Genomic DNA, 18,488 nt, shown 5'->3' with positions numbered 1-18,488 from the left:
GTGGCGCGCATCGGGGTTCACCCGGGTTCCTCCCCCGGTGCGGCCGGCCGGCTCGCCGGGCCGGTGGAGCTCGTTCCCCGGGGCGTGATCATCCGGTCGACGAGGTCGGCGAAGTGGCCGGCCACCCGCGGTCCGTCGAGGGCCGGGTCGGTCATGAACTGCTCGGACAGGGCGTCGATCGTGGCGCGGAGCATCACCGCGAGCGTCCAGGCGTCGAAGTCGCCCAGCCGGCCGGACCGCTGGCCCGCCTCCAGCAGGCCCTGTACGAAGCCGACGACCCCCGCGCCCTCCGCCGCCGTGTAGCGCGGCGAGCCATCGGCGCGGCGCAGGTTGCGCGCGACCTCCAGCACCGCCTTCGCCTCGGTCTGGTGCTCCCACGTGAAGAGCACGCAGGCGCGGACGTAGGCCAGCACCCGTTCCCGGTCGTCGCGTGCCGCGGTCACCGCCGCGTGGATCGGTTCCACCGCGTCGCCGTAGAGCTGGTCGACCACCGCCTCCATCAGCTCCGCGCGGGACGAGAAGTGGTAGAGCACCACGCTCTTCGACACCCCGGCCCGGCGCGCCACCTCGGCGAGGGACGTGCCGCCGTAGCCCAGCTCGACCAAGGCCGCCGTCGCGCACGCGACGAACTGCCTCCGCCGCGCTCGGGTGAGGAAAGTTTCCGCACCTGAGGCCGCATCTTTTGACCGCACGGTCGAAGTTTAGCACTTCCGGTCAGGGATGTCCGGCGACTAACTTCCGCGGTGCGGGGTAGTCGAGCTGCGACGAAAGCCACGGTTGGGGCCGGTGTACTCGAAAGTTCGGTCCACCTAAAATCGCCTGCGGGAGGGCGGATGGCGCTGACGGAACAGCTGGGACCCCGGCTGAAGCGGGTGCGCTCCGGCTCGCTGCTGCTCGGGCCGGCGTTCGTCGCCGCGGTCGCCTACGTGGACCCGGGCAACGTCGCGTCCAACGTCAGCGCCGGCGCCCAGTTCGGTTACCTGCTGGTGTGGGTCATCGTCGCCGCCAATGCGATGGCCGGCCTGGTGCAGTACCTGTCCGCGAAACTGGGCCTGGTCACCGGGCAGTCCCTGCCGGAGAACCTGCGTGACCGGATGCCGCGTGCGGCGCGGCTGGGCTTCTGGGCGCAGGCCGAGGCGGTCGCGATCGCCACGGACCTGGCCGAGGTCGTCGGTGGCGCGATCGCGTTGAACCTGCTGTTCGACCTGCCGCTGCTGATCGGCGGTGTGATCACCGGCGTGGTGTCGATGGTGCTGCTGCTGGTGCAGGACCGGCGCGGCCAGCGCCCGTTCGAGCGGGTCGTCACCGGCCTGCTGGGGATCATCGCGGTCGGGTTCCTGGCCAGCGTGTTCGTGCAGCCACCGCCCGCGGCGGACGTCGCGGCCGGCCTGGTCCCGCGCTTCGCCGGTCCCGAGAGCGTCCTGATCGCCGCCGCGATGCTCGGCGCGACCGTCATGCCCCACGCCGTCTACCTGCACTCCGGGCTCGCCCGCGACCGGTACGGGCGGGTCGGGGACGGCCGCCGGTCGCGCCTGCTGCGGATCACCCGGCTGGACGTGGGGCTGGCGATGCTGCTGGCCGGCGCGGTGAACCTGGCGATGGTGCTGCTGGCCGCGACCAACCTGCGGGGCAGTGCCGGCGTTCACTCGATCGCGGCCGCGCACGCCGCGGTCGGGGACACGCTCGGGCCGGTCGTGGCACTGCTGTTCGCGATCGGGTTGCTGGCCTCTGGCCTGGCCTCGACGTCCGTCGGCGCCTACGCCGGGGCGATGATCATGCAGGGCCTGCTGCGCAAGCGGATCCCGTTGCTGCTGCGCCGGGTGATCACGCTGCTGCCCGCGATCGTGGTCCTCGCGATCGGGGTGGATCCCAGCCGCGCGCTGGTCGTCTCCCAGGTGGTGCTGTCGTTCGGCATCCCGTTCGCGCTGGTGCCGCTGGTGCGGCTGACCAGTGACCGGACCCTGATGGGCGCGGCGGCCAACCACCGCGTCACCACGACCCTGGCGTGGGCGATCGCCGCGGTGATCATCATGCTGAACGCGGTCCTGATCTACCTCACCTTCGCGCGCTGACCGGGTCCGGCGACGGGCGGATTACCATCCGGCTGTCCCCAGTCCCAGCGATCACCCGGAGCCACGTTGACCGAAGAGCAGACCCGGCAGGCCACGGCGCGACCGGACGGCGGGCGGGTCGTCGCCGGTCGCTACACGATCCTGGGCGAGCTGGGCCGCGGCGGGATGGGCGTGGTCTGGCGCGGGCACGACCAGATCATCGGGCGCCAGGTGGCGATCAAGGAACTGCGCCTGCCCGACGGCGCGGAGGAGGCCGTGTTCAGCGGCCGGGTGCTGCGTGAGGTGCGCACCGCCGGACGGTTGAACGATCCGGCGATCGTCACCGTCTTCGACGTGGTCGCCGAGGACGGCGCCACGTTCATCGTGATGGAGCTGGTCGAGGCGCCCACGCTGGGCGACCTGGTGCGGCGGCACGGCCCGCTGCCGCCGCAGCAGGTGGCCGCGATCGGGCAGCAGGTGCTCTCCGCGCTGCGCACCGCGCACGCGGCCGGGATCGTGCACCGCGACGTGAAACCCGGCAACATCATGGTCGGCGCGAACGGGCGGGTGAAGCTCACCGACTTCGGTATCGCGACCGCGATCGACGATCCGCGGCTGACCGCGAGCGGGACGATCGTCGGCTCGCCCGCGTTCATGGCACCGGAGCGGCTGGCGGGCCAGGAGGCCCTGCCCGCGTCCGACCTGTGGTCGCTGGGCGCGGCCCTGTTCCTGGCCGCCGAGGGCGTGATGGCGTTCGAACGGCCGACCACGGCGGCGACCCTGCACGCGATCGTCACCGAGGTGCCGTACCTGACCAGGGTCCAGGGGCCGCTCGCGTCGGCGATCATGGGCCTGCTGGTGTCCAAACCGGAGGGGCGGATCTCCTACGACCAGGCCGGGCACCTGCTCGGCATCGCGGCGCAGAACGTCCCGCCCGGCGGGGTCACCACGGCCGTCCACCCGGCGCCCGCGCCGACGCAGTTCGCTCCCGCGCCACCACGCCGGAGCCGCCGCGGGTGGTGGGCAGCCGCCGGTGCACTGGCCGGGGTCGTGCTGCTGGCCGGCGGTTTCCTGGCCGGGAAGTGGTGGGCGACCGGACCCGGCGATCCCGCCATGCTGCCGACCATGACCTACGGGCAGGGCGGCGACCTGCAGTTCGAGCCGAACCGCTCGTACTCGTGCTTCAACGGCCGCCTCCAGACCGGCTACAGCCTCGGCACGGACAACGAGGTCAGCTGCGACAAGTCCCACGAGCTGGAGGTCTACGACGAGACCGAGAGCCTCGGCCAGGGCGGTTCGGGCCACTCCGAAGCCGCGTTCGTCGCCTACCCCGGCGCCGAGCCGCTGCGCCGCTACGCCGAGGCGTTCTGCTCGATGAGCTTCCACTCCGGCACCGTCGCCGAGGCCGCCCGGCCCACCCTGGACTACCGCGCCCTCGTGCCGTCCCAGGCCGCCTGGGAGCAACCGCCCCAGCGGTCCTACGAGGACCCGGTGCGGAGCATCTACTGCCTGGTGTCGAAGAAGGGCGGCGGCCAGCTGACCGAGACGGTGACGCACAAGGTCCGCTGACGCGAAAGGTTACGGCCGGAGATCACCTGGTCCAGTGATTCTCCGGCAGGTGGTGGCCCTTTCCTGCGGATCATGCCGTTTCGCCAGGTGGGCACGAATATTGTCGGCCCGACGAGGTACCGTCAGAGCATGTCCAACCCACCTTCGGCAGCGCCCGGCAGGCCCTTCGGGCGCGTGCTCACCGCGATGGTCACCCCCTTCGACGGGGACGGCGCCCTGGACCTCAAGCGGGCGCAGGAGCTCGCCGAGCACCTCGTGGAGCTGGGCAACGACGGACTGGTCCTCAACGGCACCACCGGCGAGAGCCCGACCACGACCGACGCGGAGAAGGCCGATCTGGTCCGCGCCGTGGCCGAGGCGGTCGGCGACCGCGCGACCGTCATCGCCGGTGCCGGGACGTACAACACCGCGCACAGCGTCGAACTGGTGCAGCAGGCCGAGAAGGCCGGCGCCCACGGCGTTCTGCTCGTCACGCCCTACTACTCCCGCCCGTCGCAGGCCGGCCTGTACGCGCACTTCACCACGGTCGCCGACGCCACCGGGCTGCCGGTGATGCTCTACGACATCCCGCCACGCTCGATCGTGCCGATCGAGGTCGACACGCTGCGGCGGCTCGCCGAGCACCCGCGCATCCTGGCGGTCAAGGACGCCAAGGGCGATCTGCTGGCCGGCAGTGAGGTCATCGCCAACACGCACCTGGCCTACTACTCCGGCGACGACGCGCTGAACCTGCCGTGGCTGTCGGTGGGCGCGGCCGGTGTGGTGAGCGTGATCGGGCACGTCGTGGCCGGGCGGATCCGCGCCATGATCGAAGCCTACGAGAACGGCGACACCTCGACGGCCCGCACCAACCACCGCGGCATGCTGCCCGTCTTCCGCGCCATGTCGCGCGTCGGCGGCGTGGTGTTCGCCAAGACCGCGCTCGCGCTGCGCGGCCACCCGGTCGGCGGCCCGCGGTTGCCGATCGTGCCGGCCACGCCGGAGCAGGTCGAGGCTATCGCCACCGACCTCGCCCAGGCTGGGGTCCCCCTGGAGGAGTCGCCGGCGCCGGACTGGCACTCTTCCCGGGTGGCACAGGCCGACTCCGCGGCGGCCTACGTCGCACCGACCACTCACACCAGCGTTGGGACCATTCACAGGTGATCTTGGCAGGACCCGGACCGACCCACACCCCACCCCCGCTCGCCGACGGCGCCCTGCGCGCGGTCGCGCTGGGCGGCATCGGCGAGGTGGGCCGCAACATGACGGTGTTCGAGTTCGACGGCCGTCTGCTCATCGTCGACTGCGGGGTGCTCTTCCCCGAGGACGAGCAGCCGGGCGTCGACCTGATCCTGCCCGACTTCCGGGCGATCGAGGAGCGGCTGAACGACATCGAGGCCCTCGTGCTCACCCACGGTCACGAGGACCACATCGGTGCCGTGCCGTTCCTGCTGCGGCTGCGGCCGGACCTGCCGGTCTACGGTTCGCGGTTCACGCTCGCGCTGCTCGAGGCCAAGTGCAAGGAGCACCGGCAGCGGCCGAAGCTGATCGAGGTGACCGAGTCCGAACGGCGCACGGTGGGGCCGTTCGAGCTGGAGTTCTTCGCCGTCAACCACTCGATCCCGGACGCGCTCGCGGTCGCGCTGCGCACCCCCGCCGGGATCGTGCTGCACACCGGCGACATCAAGCTCGACCAGCTGCCGCTGGACGACCGGCTCACCGACCTGGCCGGGTTCTCCCGCCTCGGTGACGAGGGCGTTGACCTGCTGTGCATCGACTCGACCAACGCCGAGGTGCCCGGGTTCGTCACACCGGAGCGCGACATCGGCCCGGTGCTCGACGACGTCATCGGCCGGGTCACCCAGCGGGTGATCGTGGCGTGTTTCGCCAGCCACGTGCACCGCGTGCAGCAGGTTCTCGACGCGGCGGTCCGGCACGGCCGCCGGGTGGCGTTCGTCGGCCGCTCCATGGTCCGCAACATGGGCATCGCGGCCGACCTGGGGCTGCTGAACATCCCCGAGGGTCTGCTGATCAACCTGGACGAGGCCGTCAACCTGCCCGAGACGAAGGTGCTGTTCATCTCCACCGGGTCGCAGGGCGAGCCGCTGTCGGCGCTGTCCCGGATGGCGCGCGGCGAGCACCGGCAGATCTCGATCCGCGCCGGGGACACGGTCGTGCTGGCCAGCTCGCTGATCCCGGGCAACGAGACCGCGGTGTTCGGCGTGGTCAACGGTCTGGTGCGGCTCGGCGCCAACGTGGTGCACCAGGGCAACGCGAAGGTGCACGTGTCCGGGCACGCGTCGGCGGGCGAACTGCTGTTCCTCTACAACGCGATCCGGCCCAGCAACGTCATGCCCGTGCACGGCGAGTGGCGGCACCTGCGGGCCAACGGCGCGCTGGCGATCCGCACCGGTGTGGCGCCGGAGAACGTGGTGCTGGCCGAGAACGGGGTCGTGGTCGACCTGGTCGACGGCCGCGCCCGCACGTCCGGGCGAGTCGAGGTCGGCCACGTCTACGTCGACGGTCTATCGGTGGGCGATGTCGGCGAGTCGACCCTGTCCGACCGGCTGGTGCTGGGCGAGGGCGGGTTCATCGCGATCAACGTCGCGATCGACTCGACCACCGGCCGTGCGGTGAGCACCCCGACGGTGTCCGGCCGCGGGTTCTCCGACGACCCGAAGGCGCTCGACGCCGTGGTCCCGCTGGTGGAGATGGAGCTGTCCCGCACCGAGATCGAGGGCATCACCGACAGCCACCGGATCGCCCAGGCGGTGCGCCGCGTGGTGGGGCGGTGGGTCGCCGAGGCGTACCGCCGGCGTCCGATGATCGTGCCGACCGTCATCCCGGTGACCTACGGACAGGCCGATCCGACCGCGTAGCTGATCGCCGCCGCACCCCTTACCGTGGATCGGGTCAGCGGCACGGGCGACGAGGCGGAGGCGGTGCGAGGTGGGCCGGCATTCGTCTCGCGCGCGCCGGTCACCGTCGCGGGCCTGGGTGATCCCCGGCGTCCTCGTCCTGCTCGCCGGGGCCGCCTGGACCGCCTGGACCACGGCCGGCGTGGTGCGCGGCCGGAGCGGATGCGACCGGCCCGTGGTGGTCCGGGTCGCCGCGGCGCCCGCGGTCGCCCCGGTAGTCGCGCAGGTCGCGCGCCGCGTGGCCCAGTCCGGGTGCGCGGCTTTCGAGGTCAACGCCGTCGACCCGCCCACGGTGGCGCAGTCGCTGGCGCGGCCCGGTGGCGTCCTCCCCGACGTGTGGATCGCGGAGTCGGGGTGGCAGCTGCGGCGGACCGCGAGCGGGGTCGCCGGTGGCACCAGCATCGCCAGCTCACCAGTGGTGTTCGCGCTGACCGCGCAGGCCGCCGCCGGGCTCGGCTGGCCGCAGCGGGCACCGGGGTGGGCGGACGTGCTGACCGCGCCCGGCCTCACGCTGGGGGTGCCCGATCCGGGGCGTGATCCGGCCGGCCTGTCCGCGCTGATCGGCATCCGGGCCGCGGTGCCGGCCGCGGACGGCTACGCCGCGGCGCTGCGCCGCCTGTCCCCGAACGCGCTGCCGGCGACCGGTGACCTGTTCGCCCGGCTCGGTGATCCGGCGCAGCCGTTGAGCGGGTTCCCGGTGCCGGAGGACGCGCTGGTGCGCCACAACGAGCGTGGCGGCCGGCTGGTCGCCAGCTACCAGCCGGAGGCGCCCGCCCTGGACTACCCGTTCGCCGTGCTCGGCGGCGCGGGGGAGGACCAGCGTGCCGCCGCCGGGCAGCTGCGCTCGGCACTGCTCGGCCCGGACGGGCAGAACGCACTCGCCGAGGCCGGGTTCCGCACCCCGGACGGGCGATACCTGCGGGACGGTGCGGCGCCCGGCGTCAGCAGCCGGGCCCAGCCCCCGGCCCCGGCACCGCCCGGTGCCGACGTGGACGCCCTGCTCGGCCAGTGGGCGCGGATCAACTCCAGCTCGCACGCCCGGGTGCTGATCGACGTGTCGGACTCGATGACCGCGGTGGTACCCGGCACCGGCCGGACCCGGATGCAGCTCACCACCGACGCGGCGGCGCGCGCGCTCGGGCTGTTCCAGCCCACCTCGGAAATCGCGGTGTGGGAGTTCGCCAGGCGGCTGGACGGCGACCGGGACTACCGCGAGCTGCTGCCGCTGCGGCCGGTGAGCGAGCAGCTCGCCGCCGGCGCGGCGGACCGGTTGCGGGCGATCGAGCCGGCGCCGGGCGGTGCCACCGGGCTGTACGACACCGTGCTGGCCGCCTACCGGCTGGCGTCCGCGGAGTGGCAGCCCGGGCGGCTCAACCTGGTCGTCGTCCTCACCGACGGCCGCAACGACGACGTGGCCGGCACCGGCCGGGACGCGCTGGTGGCGGAGCTGGCCCGGCTGGCCGATCCGGCGCGGCCGGTGGCGATCGTCGGGATCGGCGTCGGGCCGGACGTCGACGTGACCGAGCTGGCGGCGATCGCCGCGCCGACGTCGGGGCAGGCGTTCGCGGCCCCGGACCCGGCCCGGATCACCGACGTGTTCTACACCGCGCTGGCGCGGCTGACCGGGGCCTAGGGGGCGTCCGGAACCTGCGGCCGCGGCGAGTTCAGCTGCACGATCAGCGCCCCGCCGAGCAGGACCACCGCCCCGGCCAGCTGGGGCCAGTCCAGGGTCTCGTGCAGCAAGGCCCACGCCGTGGCGGTCGCCACGACCGCTTCGAGCAGGCCGATCACGCTCGCGACGGCGGCGGGCAGATGCCGCAGCGCGGAGAGGCCGATCGCGTAGGCCAGCACGGTCGACCACACCGCGACGGCGACCAGCAGCAGCCACACCGGCGCGTGCCACGGGCCGATCGCGGCGGACGCGGTGAGCACGTCGCCGGGCATCGTCCACGGCGGGGCCACCGCGCACACCGCGACCGCGCCGATGACCATCCCCCAGGTGACCATGCCGATCGGGCTGCGGGTGCTCACGCCGTGCTCGCCGAGGAGGAAGTACGCCGCGGAGCACAGCGCCGCGCCGAGGCCGGCGAGCAGGCCCACCGCGTCCAGGCTGAGCCCCTGCCACACCTGGGCGACCCCGGCGAGACCGGCCATGGCGAGCGCGATCCCGGCCCACATGCGGCCCGGCAGCCGCACCCCGCGGACGAACCGCGTCCACAGCGCGATCAGCACGGGGGAGGTGAACTCGAGCAGGATCGCGATGCCGACCGGCAGCCGTCCCGCGGCGACGAAGTAGCACAGCTGCACCCCCGCGACGCCGAGCAGCCCGTACCCGAGCAGCAGGGGCCATTCCGCGCGGCGGACGCGCAGCAACGACGGCTTCACCAGGGCCACCCCGGCCGCCAGCACCAGCGCGGCGAGCCCGACCCGCGCCGCCGCGACCTGTTCGGCGGACAGCCCCGCGAGCATCGCCGGTTTGGCGATGGTGCCGGAGCTGCCGAAGCAGAGCGAGGAGACCAGGATCAGCGCCGTGCCCCGCCGGCGGTGCGGGACGAACGTCGGCGCGAGCGCGGGAATTTCGGTGACCACCAGGCCACCCTAGGATGCCCGCCGCCGCGGCGGTACCGCGTTCCGGACGGCCTCGGCTAACCGGTCAAACTCGATGGCTGGTTACCGGCACGAGCGGGTGCCTGCGTGTTCAGGCGCCGCTGCGCCCGACGCGGACGTACCCGGCGATCGTGGCGAGCCGCGTGCCCTGGATGCGCAGCGCCTCGAGCGACTCCTTGTCCGGCTCGGCCGACTTGCGCGACACGAACGAGCCGCCGTAGGGGTTCCCGGACTCGAGCAGGTGCGGCTGCCCGTAGCCGAGTGGCAGCACGATCGCGCCCCAGTGGTAGAAGATGTTGTTCATCGCCAGCACGGTCGCCTCCAGCCCGCCGTGCGCGGTCGACGCGGTGGTGAACGACGTGCCGACCTTGTCGGCCAGCTTTCCCTTGGCCCACAGGCCACCGGTGCTGTCCAGAAAGGACTTGAGCTGGCTCGCCGGCCCGCCGAACCGGGTCGGGCTGCCGATCGCAAGACCGTCGGCCCACTCCAGGTCGGCCAGGGTCGCGAGCTCGTCGTGCGGTCCGGAGTCCACCCACGCCTGCCAGCGCGGGTTGGTGGCGATCGCCTCCGGCGGCGCGGTTTCGGCGACGCCACGGACGCGGACCTCGGCGCCGGCGTCCGCGGCCCCGTCCGCCAGCGCGGCGGCCAGCTTCGCGGTGTTGCCGGTGGCGCTGTAGTACACGACGAGAACGCGGGTGGTCACGATCGCCACCCTAGGCGATCGTGACCGCGGTTCCAGTATCTGGAAGTGCCCGCATCCGGCCGGGAAGACCTGGCCGAGCCGGCGCTCGACGAGCCCCTGGCCCACCGGGACGGGGACGCGAACGGGTCGGCGCCGGCGTCGTGGAACGCCGGCTGGAGGAGACCCACGTGGACCGGTTCACCCCGCGGGGTCGTCGGCGGCGGGACGGGTGAACCCGCGGAGCAGGTCACGCATCGCGCGCCGCTGCTCGCCGCGGGATGCGGTGAGCGGGTCGGCGCCGGTCAGGTGGCGGAAGACCAGGCCGTCGAGGCAGGCGATGAACAGCTGGGCCTGCCCCTCCGGATCGATGGCGCCGAGGGCGCGGAGGGTGTCCGCCGCCAGCGCACGGTAGTGGTCGCGGGCGGCGGTGAAGACGGCCTGGAGCTCGGGGCGCCGGCTCGCCTCCAGCATGAGCTCGTAGCGGGCCAGCATCCGCTCGCGGGACGCGCTGATCCAGTGCGCGACGACGTCCACGGCGGCGTCGGCGATTGCGTCCGGGTCCGCGGTCCCGCCCAGGACGGCCGGCTGGGCAGCGAGGTCGGCGCTGTCCACCTCCACCAGTCGCTCGATCGTGGCCTGCAGCAGGGCCTGACGGGTGCGGAAGTAGTACGAGCAGGAGCCCTCCGGCACGCCGGCGGCCTGGTCGACCGCACGATGGGTCAGTCCGCGCGTGCCGGAACGCGCCAGCGTGGCGATGGCGGCGTCGGCGAGTTCCTGCCGTCGCGTCGTGCTGCGGGTCACGTCGTCTCCCTCGCTGTGGGCTGGCTCTACAAGTGTAGAGTCGAAGCTGTTACTACAGATGTAGAGGGGTGGTCACCATGGGCCGGGAAGAGCCGGAACGGACAGCGGTCGTCGCCGGCGGCGGGATCGGTGGGCTCGCCACCGCCGTCGCCCTGAGCCGGCGCGGCTGGCGGGTGCGGGTGCTGGAACGGGCGGAGGTGTTCGGCGACGCGGGCTCGGGCCTGTCGCTGTGGCCCAACGGCCTGCGTGCCCTGGATGCGCTGGGCCTCGGCGCCCGGGTGCGGGAGCAGGCCCTGGCGGAGACCGTCGCGGGCATTCGCGACGTGTCCGGGCGCTGGCTCTCGCGGACCGACACGGGCGAGGTGGCTCGGCGCTACGGCCCGGTCGTGGTCGTGCACCGCGCGGATCTGATGGCGATCCTGCGCCAGGCCCTGCCCGGCGGCGTGGTGCGGACCGGGACCGCCGCGGTCGCGGTCGGCGCCGACGCTTCCGGGGTACGCGTCGAGCACTCCCACGGCACGCTCCGCGCCGACCTGCTCGTCGGCGCCGACGGCATCCGCAGCACGGTCCGCCGCGCGATGTGGCCGGGCGCGCCGGAACCCCGCTACGCCGGATACACCGCCTGGCGCACGGTCGTGCCGGCCAGTGCGCCCGCGGGCGGCGGGGAGACCTTCGGACGTGGCGAGCGCGTCGGCATCGCGCCGCTTCCCGGCGGGCACACCTACCTCTTCGGAGTCGCGAGCGTTCCCCCCGGGCAACGCGCCCCCGACGGTGAGCTGGCCGAGCTGCGCCGCCGGTTCGGGCACTGGCACGACCCGATCCCGGCGCTGCTGGCGGCCGCCACCGAGGAGGCTGTCCTCCGTCACGACATCTACGAGCTGCCCGCGCTGCCGGCGTACGCGACCGGACGGGTGGCGCTCCTCGGCGACGCCGCACACGCGATGACCCCCAACCTGGGGCAGGGCGCCAACCAGGCGCTGGAGGACGCCGTCACCCTGGCCGCGCTGCTGGACACGCACGCCTCGGTCCCCGCGGCGCTGGCCGCCTACGACCGGGAACGTCGTCCCCGCACCCGGATGATCGCGCGCCGCTCCCGGCGCATCGGGGTGGTCGCGCAGTGCGCCTGGGAGCCCGGTCGCCGGCTGCGCGATCGCCTGCTGCGGCTCGTCCCGGACGGGGTGGTGCTCGCCTCGTTCGCATCGGTGCTCGACTGGCAGCCTCCCGGTGCCGCGGAAGCTGGGCGGCGCCCACGGCGCTGACGGCGCCCGGCCGGCCGGTCAGGGCCGCCAGGGGCTGACGGTGTCCGTGGGGCGGGTCGGGTCGTGAAAGCGGGGCGTGTCGGGCTCGTCGCGGCGCAGCGGGACCAGCCCGGCGGTGATCGCGCGCATGATCTTGGCGTGCGCGCGCACCCCGGCGCCCGGCCGGCCCGGCTCGACGTCGCTCAGGTCGACCGGCTCGCCGAAGTGCACCCGGTACGTCGGGCGGCGAAGGGGTGCGGTCAGGCCCGACCGCGCCAGCGGCAGCAGGTCCGCGGGCCCCTCGACCCGCTCGGTGCCCCAGTACACGGCTTCGTGCGCGCCCCACTGGCTGACCGGCACGACCGGCACCCCGGCGGCGATCGCCAGGCGCGCGGCCCCCGTCTTGCCGCGCTCCGGCCACAGACCCGCCTCGCGGCTGATCCGGCCCTCCGGGTAGACGATGATGGGGCTCGGAGTCGTCCGCATCTCCTGCACGGCCTGCGCGAACTGCTCCACCGCACTCGACTTGCCGCGATCGATCCGCATGTGCCCGCTCACCTTGAGCGCGGGCCCGATCACCGGCGCGTCCAGGATCCCGCCGGCCAGCAGGAACCGCGGCGCGAAGCCGATCCGCCGGCACGCCGCGATCAGGACGAACGGGTCGAACACGCCGATGTGGTTGGCGGCCATCAGAAACGGCCGTCCGCGCAGCGCGGGTGCGATCCCCCCGGTGATCCGCAGCCGGCCGGTCAGCGACACCAGCCCCTGGTCCAGCCGGGTCATGGTCCGCCACACCGCGGGTGGCCTGCGGCGGGTCTGCCCGGTGTCGTCGGAGTGCAGCGCGAACATGCCGTCAGCATCTCAGATCACCGGGATGGCCGATCAAGGTCCGTCGCCACCGGGAAAGTTCCCGGTGTGCCGAGTGTGGCACCTGGGGTTGCTGGGGCTGGGCGGTTACCGTAGAAGGCATGGCTAGCGGGGCGGCGACGAGGAGCGGCGGCACGAAACGGACCGGCGGCAAGGGCAGTACCGCGCGCAGGCCCGCGCGCCGCGCGGCCAAGTCCCGGCCCGCGGCCTCCCGTGCCCGCAGGCCCGCGCCCCGCAGGAAGGCGGGGACCTTCAGCAAGGCCGTCCGCGGCGGCTGGAACCTGCTGGCCAAGGGTCTGGGCAGCCTGGTGCGCACGGCCGGCCGGGGCCGTGAGCTGGAACCGGAACACCGCCGCGACGGTCTCGCCCTGGGCCTGCTCGCGCTCGCCGTGATCGTCGCCGCCGGGGTGTGGTGGCGCGCGGCGGGGCCGGTCGGTGGCTACGTCGAGCTGGGCACCCGAACGATCTTCGGTGCCGGCGCGGTCACGCTGCCGCTCGCGCTCGCGGTCACGGCCGTGACGCTGATGCGGACCGAGCCGCAGCCGGAGATCCGCCCGCGCATGGTCATCGGCACGGTGCTCGGCGTCCTCGCGCTGCTGGGCCTGCTGCACCTGTTCAACGGGCGCCCGCAGGACACCGGGTACCAGCGCTACGCGGGCGGGATCATCGGGTACCTCTCCGGTGACCTGCTCGCGCAGGGGCTGACGGCCTGGGTCGCGGTGCCGCTGCTGTTCCTCGCGCTCGCGTTCGGTTTGCTGGTGTTCACCGGCACCCGGATCCGCGACATCCCGCACCTCGTGCGTACCTGGGGACTCGACCCCGAGGAGCTGGCCGAGGAGGAGGCGCGCGCCGGGCAGCGCGGTGAACCCGACGAGATCGCCGGGGCCGACCCGAAGGCCGTCCGGTTGCGCAAGCCGTCGCGCCGCCGTCAGGCCAGCGTGGCCGAGCCCGGCCAGCTGGACATCGACGCCGCGCTCGCCGAGCCGCCGGCCCCGGCCCGCGCGCCCAAGCCGGTGCCGGCCGAGGTGCCGGAGAAGAAACCACGCAAGGCCGGGCAGGCCGATCGGCCGCTGTCGGTGACCCGCACCGTCGAGGGCGATTACACGTTGCCGCCGCCCGACCTGCTGCAGCTGGGTGACGCGCCGAAGACCCGCAGCAAGGCCAACGACGCCATGATCGAGGCGATCACCGGCGTGCTGGAGCAGTTCAACGTCGACGCGCAGGTCACCGGGTTCACCCGGGGTCCCACGGTGACGCGCTACGAGGTCGAGCTGGGCCCGGGCGTGAAGGTCGAGAAGATCACCGCGCTGACCAAGAACATCGCCTACGCGGTGGCCACCGACAACGTGCGCCTGCTCGCGCCGATCCCGGGGAAGTCGGCGGTCGGCATCGAGGTGCCCAACTCCGACCGCGAGATGGTCCGCCTCGGCGACGTGCTGCGGTCCTCGACCGCGGCCGAGGACAACCACCCGATGGTCATCGGGCTGGGCAAGGACATCGAGGGCCATTTCGTCACCGCGAACCTGACGAAGATGCCGCACCTGCTGGTGGCCGGGTCCACCGGGTCCGGTAAGTCGAGCTTCGTCAACTCGATGCTGGTGTCGCTGCTGTCCCGGGCCACCCCGGACGAGGTGCGGATGATCCTGATCGACCCGAAGATGGTCGAGCTGACGCCGTACGAGGGCATCCCGCACCTGATCACGCCCATCATCACCCAGCCGAAGAAGGCCGCCGCCGCGCTGGCCTGGCTGGTGGAGGAGATGGAGCAGCGCTACCAGGACATGCAGGCCAACCGGGTGCGCCACATCGACGACTTCAACCGGAAGGTCAAGTCCGGGGAGATCCAGGCGCCGCCGGGCAGCGAGCGCGTGTACCGCCCGTACCCCTACATCATGGCGATCGTCGACGAGCTGGCCGACCTGATGATGACCGCGCCCCGCGACGTCGAGGACGCCATCGTCCGGATCACCCAGAAGGCCCGCGCCGCGGGCATCCACCTGGTGCTGGCCACGCAGCGGCCGTCGGTGGACGTGGTGACCGGCCTGATCAAGACGAACGTGCCGTCGCGGCTGGCGTTCGCCACCTCGTCGCTGACCGACTCGCGCGTCATCCTGGACCAGCCGGGCGCCGAGAAGCTGATCGGCATGGGCGACGGGCTGTACCTGCCGATGGGCGCGGGCAAACCGGTGCGCATCCAGGGTGCCTACGTGGGTGACGACGAGATCGCCTCGATCGTCAACTTCACCAAGGAGCAGGCGCAGCCGGAGTACACCGAGGGCGTCACCGCGGCCAAGGCCGGCGAGAAGAAGGAGATCGACCCGGACATCGGGGACGACCTCGACGTGCTGCTGCAGGCGGCGGAGCTGATCATCACGTCCCAGTTCGGCTCGACCTCGATGCTGCAGCGCAAGCTGCGGGTCGGGTTCGCCAAGGCCGGCCGTCTGATGGACCTGCTGGAGACGCGCGGCGTGGTGGGCCCGTCGGAGGGGTCGAAGGCGCGCGACGTCCTCGTCAAGCCCGAGGACCTGGAGGGCACCCTCATGCTCATCCGCGGCGGCTCCGCGCCGGACGCCGGCGGGGACGGCGAGGACTAGGAGCCGCGCTACAGCTCCAGGAGCATGCGCGTGTTGCCGAGCGTGTTCGGCTTGGCGTAAGGGAGTTCGAGGAATTCGGCCACGCCAGGGTCGACCGAGCGGCGCATCTCCTCGTACACCGGTCCCGGCACCGGCGTGCCGTCGATCTCGCGGAACCCGTGCCTGCCGAAGAAACTGGTCTCGAAGGTGAGCACGAAGATGCGGCGCAGCCCGAGCTCGCGCGCGAGCGAGATCAGCTGCGCCACGATCCGGTGCCCGATGCCCAGGCCGCGCATCCGCTTGTCCACCGCGACGGTGCGGATCTCGGCGAGGTCCTCCCACAGGACGTGCAGCGCGCCGCAGCCGACGATGTCACCGTGCTCGCCGCCGAGGTCGGCGACCCAGAACTCCTGCATGTCCTCGTACAGGGTGACGAGCTCCTTTTCCAGGAGCACCCGCCCGGCGTCCGCGTCCACCAGAGCCTTGATCTTGCGGACGTCCGCGACCCGGGCCCGCCGGATCTCGACGGTAGGGGAAGGATCACCGTGCACCGATCGACCGTATCGGGCGCGGCGGCCGCTGTCGCAGTGGGTTCGGCCACGCCCGCCCGCGCCAGCTACCCTGAGTGCCGTGTCTTCTGCCGCCACCGGATCTCCCGGCCGTCGTGTCTCCCTGTTGACGCTGGGCTGTGCCCGCAACGAGGTGGACTCCGAGGAGCTGGCCGGCCGGCTGGCCGAGGGTGGCTGGGAGCTGGCCGCCGAACCGGAGGGCAGCGACGTCATCGTCGTCAACACCTGCGGCTTCGTGGAGTCGGCGAAGAAGGACTCGGTCGACACGCTGCTGGCCGCCGCCGACACCGGCGCGAAGGTCGTGGCGGTCGGCTGCATGGCCGAGCGGTACGGCGCCGAGCTGGCGGAGAGCCTGCCGGAGGCCCACGCGGTGCTCGGGTTCGACCACTACCACGACCTGGCCGCCCGCCTCGACGACGTCGCCGCCGGGCGGACGGTCGCCTCGCACACGCCCGGCGACCGGCGCAAGCTGCTGCCGATCACCCCGGTCGAGCGGTCCGCCGCCACCGACGACGTGTCCATCCCCGGGCACGGCTGGGGCCCGCGCGTGCTGCGCACCAGGCTGTCGGACTCGCCGGTCGCCGCGCTGAAGATCGCCTCCGGCTGCGACCGGCGCTGCTCGTTCTGCGCGATCCCGTCGTTCCGCGGCTCGTTCGTCTCGCGCCACCCCGACGAGATCGTCGCCGAGGCGGCGTGGCTGGCCGGGCAGGGCGTGAAGGAACTGTTCCTGGTCAGCGAGAACTCCACCTCCTACGGCAAGGACCTCGGCCGCGACCTGGGTGGCACCCGCGCGCTGGAGCGGCTGCTGCCGCGGCTGGCCGGACTCGACGGTGTCGAGCGGGTGCGGGTGTCCTACCTGCAGCCCGCCGAGACCCGGCCCGATCTGGTCCGCGTGATCGCGACGACGCCGGGTGTGGCGCCCTACTTCGACATGTCCTTCCAGCACTCCAGCGAGACGGTGCTGCGCCGGATGCGCCGGTTCGGCTCCACGAAGTCGTTCCTCGCGCTGATCCAGCAGATCCGCGAGTACGCGCCGGAGGCGGGCATCCGCAGCAACGTCATCGTCGGGTTCCCGGGTGAGACCGAGGACGACGTCGCCGAGCTCGAACACTTCCTCACCGAGGCCGGCCTGGACGCGGTGGGCGTGTTCGGTTACTCCGACGAGGACGGCACCGAGGCGGAGACCTTCGACGGCAAGGTCGGCCCGGAGGTGGTCGCCGAACGCGTCGCGCGGGTGTCCGCCCTGGTCGAGGAGCTGACCGCGCAGCGTGCCGAGGACCGCGTCGGCGAGATCGTGGACGTGCTGGTCGAGGAGGCCGGCGCGGACGAGATCTCCGGTCGTGCCGCGCACCAGGCACCCGAGGTCGACGGGGCGTGCGTGATCCTGGACGGCGAAGGTCTCGAGGTGGGCCGGATGGTGCGCTGCCGCGTCGTCGACACCGCGGGTGTCGACCTGCTCGTCGAGCCGGACGCCGGCCCATGAGCTCCGCGGCGGAGGAGTCGGCCCAGGCGGGCGGGGCGGCTCGCCGTCCGCATCCTGAGCCGACGCCGGTGCCCACGCTCAACGTGGCGAACCTGCTGACTCTGTCCCGGCTCGTCCTGGTCCCGCTGTTCGTGCTGGCGTTGTTCGCCGGCGGCGGCGCGGACACCGGATGGCGGATCGGGGCGACCGTCCTGTTCGCCGTCGCGTCGCTCACCGACCAGGTGGACGGCTGGGTCGCGCGCCGCTACGGGCTGATCACCGACTTCGGCAAGATCGCCGACCCGATCGCCGACAAGGCGCTGATCGGCGCCGCACTGGTGGGCCTGAGCCTGCTCGGCGAGCTGCCCTGGTGGGTGACGGTGGTGATCGCGGTCCGCGAGATCGGTGTGACGCTGCTGCGGTTCTGGGTGATCCGGCACGGCGTGATCCCCGCCAGCCGCGGCGGCAAGGCCAAGACGATGACGCAGATCCTGGCGATCGTGACCTTCCTGCTGCCGTTGCCGGACGGCGCGCTGCCGGCGCGGTGGGCCCTGATGAGCCTGGCGGTGCTGCTGACGGTGGTGACGGGCGCCGACTACGTCGTGCGCGCGGTGCGGCTGCGGGCGGCGGCGCGGGCATGACCTCGGCTCGCCCGGTGGTCGCCGCGCTGCGCCGGCTGGGGCAGACGGTGGCGACCGCGGAGTCCCTGACCGCCGGGCTGGTCACGGCGGCGCTGACCGAGGTGCCCGGGGCCAGTGCGGTCGTCCGCGGTGGCCTGGTGGTCTACGCCACCGACCTCAAGGCGGCCCTCGCCGGGGTGGATCCGGCGCTGCTGGCCGCGCACGGCGCGGTCCACCCCGAGGTGGCCGCCCAGCTCGCCGAGGGCGCGCGGCGGCGCTGCGGAGCCGACTGGGGGCTGGGCCTGACCGGGGTGGCCGGGCCGGATCCCCAGGACGGCGTCGCTCCCGGCACCGTGCACATCGGGCTGGCCGGGCCGGGAGGCCGGGACGTCCGCACGCACCGGTTCGACGGCGGCCGGGACGCCGTGCGGCGCGCGTCGGTGACGGCCGCGCTGGACCTGCTGGGGGAACATCTCACTTGATCGGGGCGTTCGCCCTGGGCGTACCACCGTGTCAACGGCTGCGGGGAGGTGCCCGAACTGGGTAACGTGG

General features: G+C 73.3%; 16 protein-coding genes. 10 read left to right on the top strand and 6 right to left on the bottom strand.

All coding sequences use genetic code 11. The features are described from left to right. Positions 1–17: 17 nt before the first annotated feature. Complete coding sequence (locus FHX45_RS05885; protein ID WP_167097369.1) at positions 18–692, bottom strand: TetR family transcriptional regulator; 675 nt, start codon at positions 690–692, stop codon at positions 18–20. Between the two features lie 141 nt (positions 693–833). Here FHX45_RS05885 and FHX45_RS05880 point away from each other — a divergent pair, with 141 nt between their 5' ends. From FHX45_RS05880 to FHX45_RS05860, 5 genes are all read left to right on the top strand, one after another. After that, on the top strand, positions 834–2,072 hold the full coding sequence (locus FHX45_RS05880) for an Nramp family divalent metal transporter (RefSeq protein WP_167097367.1): 1,239 nt from the start codon (positions 834–836) through the stop codon (positions 2,070–2,072). Positions 2,073–2,138: 66 nt separating this feature from the next. After that, positions 2,139–3,620, top strand: coding sequence for a protein kinase domain-containing protein (locus tag FHX45_RS05875; protein ID WP_167097365.1), 1,482 nt, complete (start codon positions 2,139–2,141; stop codon positions 3,618–3,620). Between the two features lie 129 nt (positions 3,621–3,749). Next, on the top strand, positions 3,750–4,763 hold the full coding sequence (gene dapA / locus FHX45_RS05870) for a 4-hydroxy-tetrahydrodipicolinate synthase (RefSeq protein WP_167097363.1): 1,014 nt from the start codon (positions 3,750–3,752) through the stop codon (positions 4,761–4,763). After that, positions 4,760–6,478: an RNase J family beta-CASP ribonuclease gene (locus FHX45_RS05865; protein ID WP_167097361.1), complete on the top strand. Its 1,719-nt coding sequence runs from the start codon at positions 4,760–4,762 to the stop codon at positions 6,476–6,478. The genes dapA and FHX45_RS05865 overlap by 4 nt, the downstream gene beginning before the upstream one ends. Positions 6,479–6,596: 118 nt before the next feature. Beyond that, on the top strand, positions 6,597–8,150 hold the full coding sequence (locus tag FHX45_RS05860) for a substrate-binding domain-containing protein (RefSeq protein WP_341771361.1): 1,554 nt from the start codon (positions 6,597–6,599) through the stop codon (positions 8,148–8,150). Here the strand turns inward: FHX45_RS05860 and FHX45_RS05855 are convergent. The 3 genes from FHX45_RS05855 to FHX45_RS28570 form a co-directional block, all read right to left on the bottom strand. After that, a complete protein-coding gene (locus FHX45_RS05855) occupies positions 8,147–9,106 on the bottom strand; it encodes an EamA family transporter (protein WP_167097359.1) in 960 nt (319 codons plus the stop codon). The genes FHX45_RS05860 and FHX45_RS05855 overlap by 4 nt on opposite strands. A 109-nt stretch (positions 9,107–9,215) precedes the next feature. After that, positions 9,216–9,827 carry an NAD(P)H:quinone oxidoreductase gene (wrbA, locus tag FHX45_RS05850; RefSeq protein WP_167097357.1) on the bottom strand — a complete coding sequence of 204 codons (612 nt, stop codon included), beginning with the start codon at positions 9,825–9,827 and terminating at the stop codon, positions 9,216–9,218. Positions 9,828–10,004: 177 nt separating this feature from the next. Next, positions 10,005–10,607: a TetR family transcriptional regulator C-terminal domain-containing protein gene (locus FHX45_RS28570; protein WP_167097355.1), complete on the bottom strand. Its 603-nt coding sequence runs from the start codon at positions 10,605–10,607 to the stop codon at positions 10,005–10,007. Between the two features lie 77 nt (positions 10,608–10,684). On the opposite strand from FHX45_RS28570, the gene FHX45_RS05840 reads away from it, so the two are divergent. After that, positions 10,685–11,866, top strand: coding sequence for an FAD-dependent monooxygenase (locus tag FHX45_RS05840; protein WP_167097353.1), 1,182 nt, complete (start codon positions 10,685–10,687; stop codon positions 11,864–11,866). Positions 11,867–11,884: 18 nt separating this feature from the next. Here FHX45_RS05840 and FHX45_RS05835 read toward each other — a convergent pair whose 3' ends face one another. Further along, on the bottom strand, positions 11,885–12,694 hold the full coding sequence (locus FHX45_RS05835) for a lysophospholipid acyltransferase family protein (RefSeq protein ID WP_167097351.1): 810 nt from the start codon (positions 12,692–12,694) through the stop codon (positions 11,885–11,887). Positions 12,695–12,813: 119 nt separating this feature from the next. Here FHX45_RS05835 and FHX45_RS05830 point away from each other — a divergent pair, with 119 nt between their 5' ends. After that, a complete protein-coding gene (locus FHX45_RS05830; RefSeq protein ID WP_167097349.1) occupies positions 12,814–15,306 on the top strand; it encodes a DNA translocase FtsK in 2,493 nt (830 codons plus the stop codon). Between the two features lie 8 nt (positions 15,307–15,314). Here the strand turns inward: FHX45_RS05830 and FHX45_RS05825 are convergent, their stop codons facing one another. Then, a complete protein-coding gene (locus FHX45_RS05825; RefSeq protein ID WP_167097347.1) occupies positions 15,315–15,836 on the bottom strand; it encodes an amino-acid N-acetyltransferase in 522 nt (173 codons plus the stop codon). A gap of 79 nt (positions 15,837–15,915) precedes the next feature. On the opposite strand from FHX45_RS05825, the gene rimO reads away from it, so the two are divergent. From rimO to FHX45_RS05810, 3 genes are read left to right on the top strand one after another with little or no spacing between them, the layout of a single operon-like run. Then, positions 15,916–17,337 carry a 30S ribosomal protein S12 methylthiotransferase RimO gene (gene rimO, locus FHX45_RS05820; RefSeq protein ID WP_167097345.1) on the top strand — a complete coding sequence of 474 codons (1,422 nt, stop codon included), beginning with the start codon at positions 15,916–15,918 and terminating at the stop codon, positions 17,335–17,337. After that, positions 17,334–17,957 (top strand): CDP-diacylglycerol--glycerol-3-phosphate 3-phosphatidyltransferase, encoded by a 624-nt coding sequence (gene pgsA, locus FHX45_RS05815; protein ID WP_167097343.1) that lies wholly within the window; start codon positions 17,334–17,336, stop codon positions 17,955–17,957. The genes rimO and pgsA overlap by 4 nt, the downstream gene beginning before the upstream one ends. After that, positions 17,954–18,418, top strand: coding sequence for a CinA family protein (locus FHX45_RS05810; protein WP_167097341.1), 465 nt, complete (start codon positions 17,954–17,956; stop codon positions 18,416–18,418). The genes pgsA and FHX45_RS05810 overlap by 4 nt, the downstream gene beginning before the upstream one ends. Positions 18,419–18,488 lie beyond the last annotated feature (70 nt).

Origin of the sequence: Amycolatopsis granulosa, from assembly GCF_011758745.1 — a bacterium.
In the GTDB taxonomy this organism is placed as follows: Bacteria; Actinomycetota; Actinomycetes; order Mycobacteriales; family Pseudonocardiaceae; genus Amycolatopsis_E; species Amycolatopsis_E granulosa.
The sequence above is the reverse complement of the archived record's forward strand: the minus strand, read 5'-3'. Positions and strand labels throughout refer to the sequence as shown.

What these genes read in the sequence shown, in the direction of transcription:
- FHX45_RS05880 (WP_167097367.1), top strand. Translation starts at nt 834, where the DNA reads ATGGCGCTGACGGAACAGCTGGGACCCCGGCTGAAGCGGGTGCGCTCC.
- dapA (WP_167097363.1), top strand. Translation starts at nt 3,750, where the DNA reads ATGTCCAACCCACCTTCGGCAGCGCCCGGCAGGCCCTTCGGGCGCGTG.
- FHX45_RS05840 (WP_167097353.1), top strand. Translation starts at nt 10,685, where the DNA reads ATGGGCCGGGAAGAGCCGGAACGGACAGCGGTCGTCGCCGGCGGCGGG.
- FHX45_RS05835 (WP_167097351.1), bottom strand. Translation starts at nt 12,694, where the DNA reads ATGTTCGCGCTGCACTCCGACGACACCGGGCAGACCCGCCGCAGGCCA.
- FHX45_RS05830 (WP_167097349.1), top strand. Translation starts at nt 12,814, where the DNA reads ATGGCTAGCGGGGCGGCGACGAGGAGCGGCGGCACGAAACGGACCGGC.
- pgsA (WP_167097343.1), top strand. Translation starts at nt 17,334, where the DNA reads ATGAGCTCCGCGGCGGAGGAGTCGGCCCAGGCGGGCGGGGCGGCTCGC.
- FHX45_RS05810 (WP_167097341.1), top strand. Translation starts at nt 17,954, where the DNA reads ATGACCTCGGCTCGCCCGGTGGTCGCCGCGCTGCGCCGGCTGGGGCAG.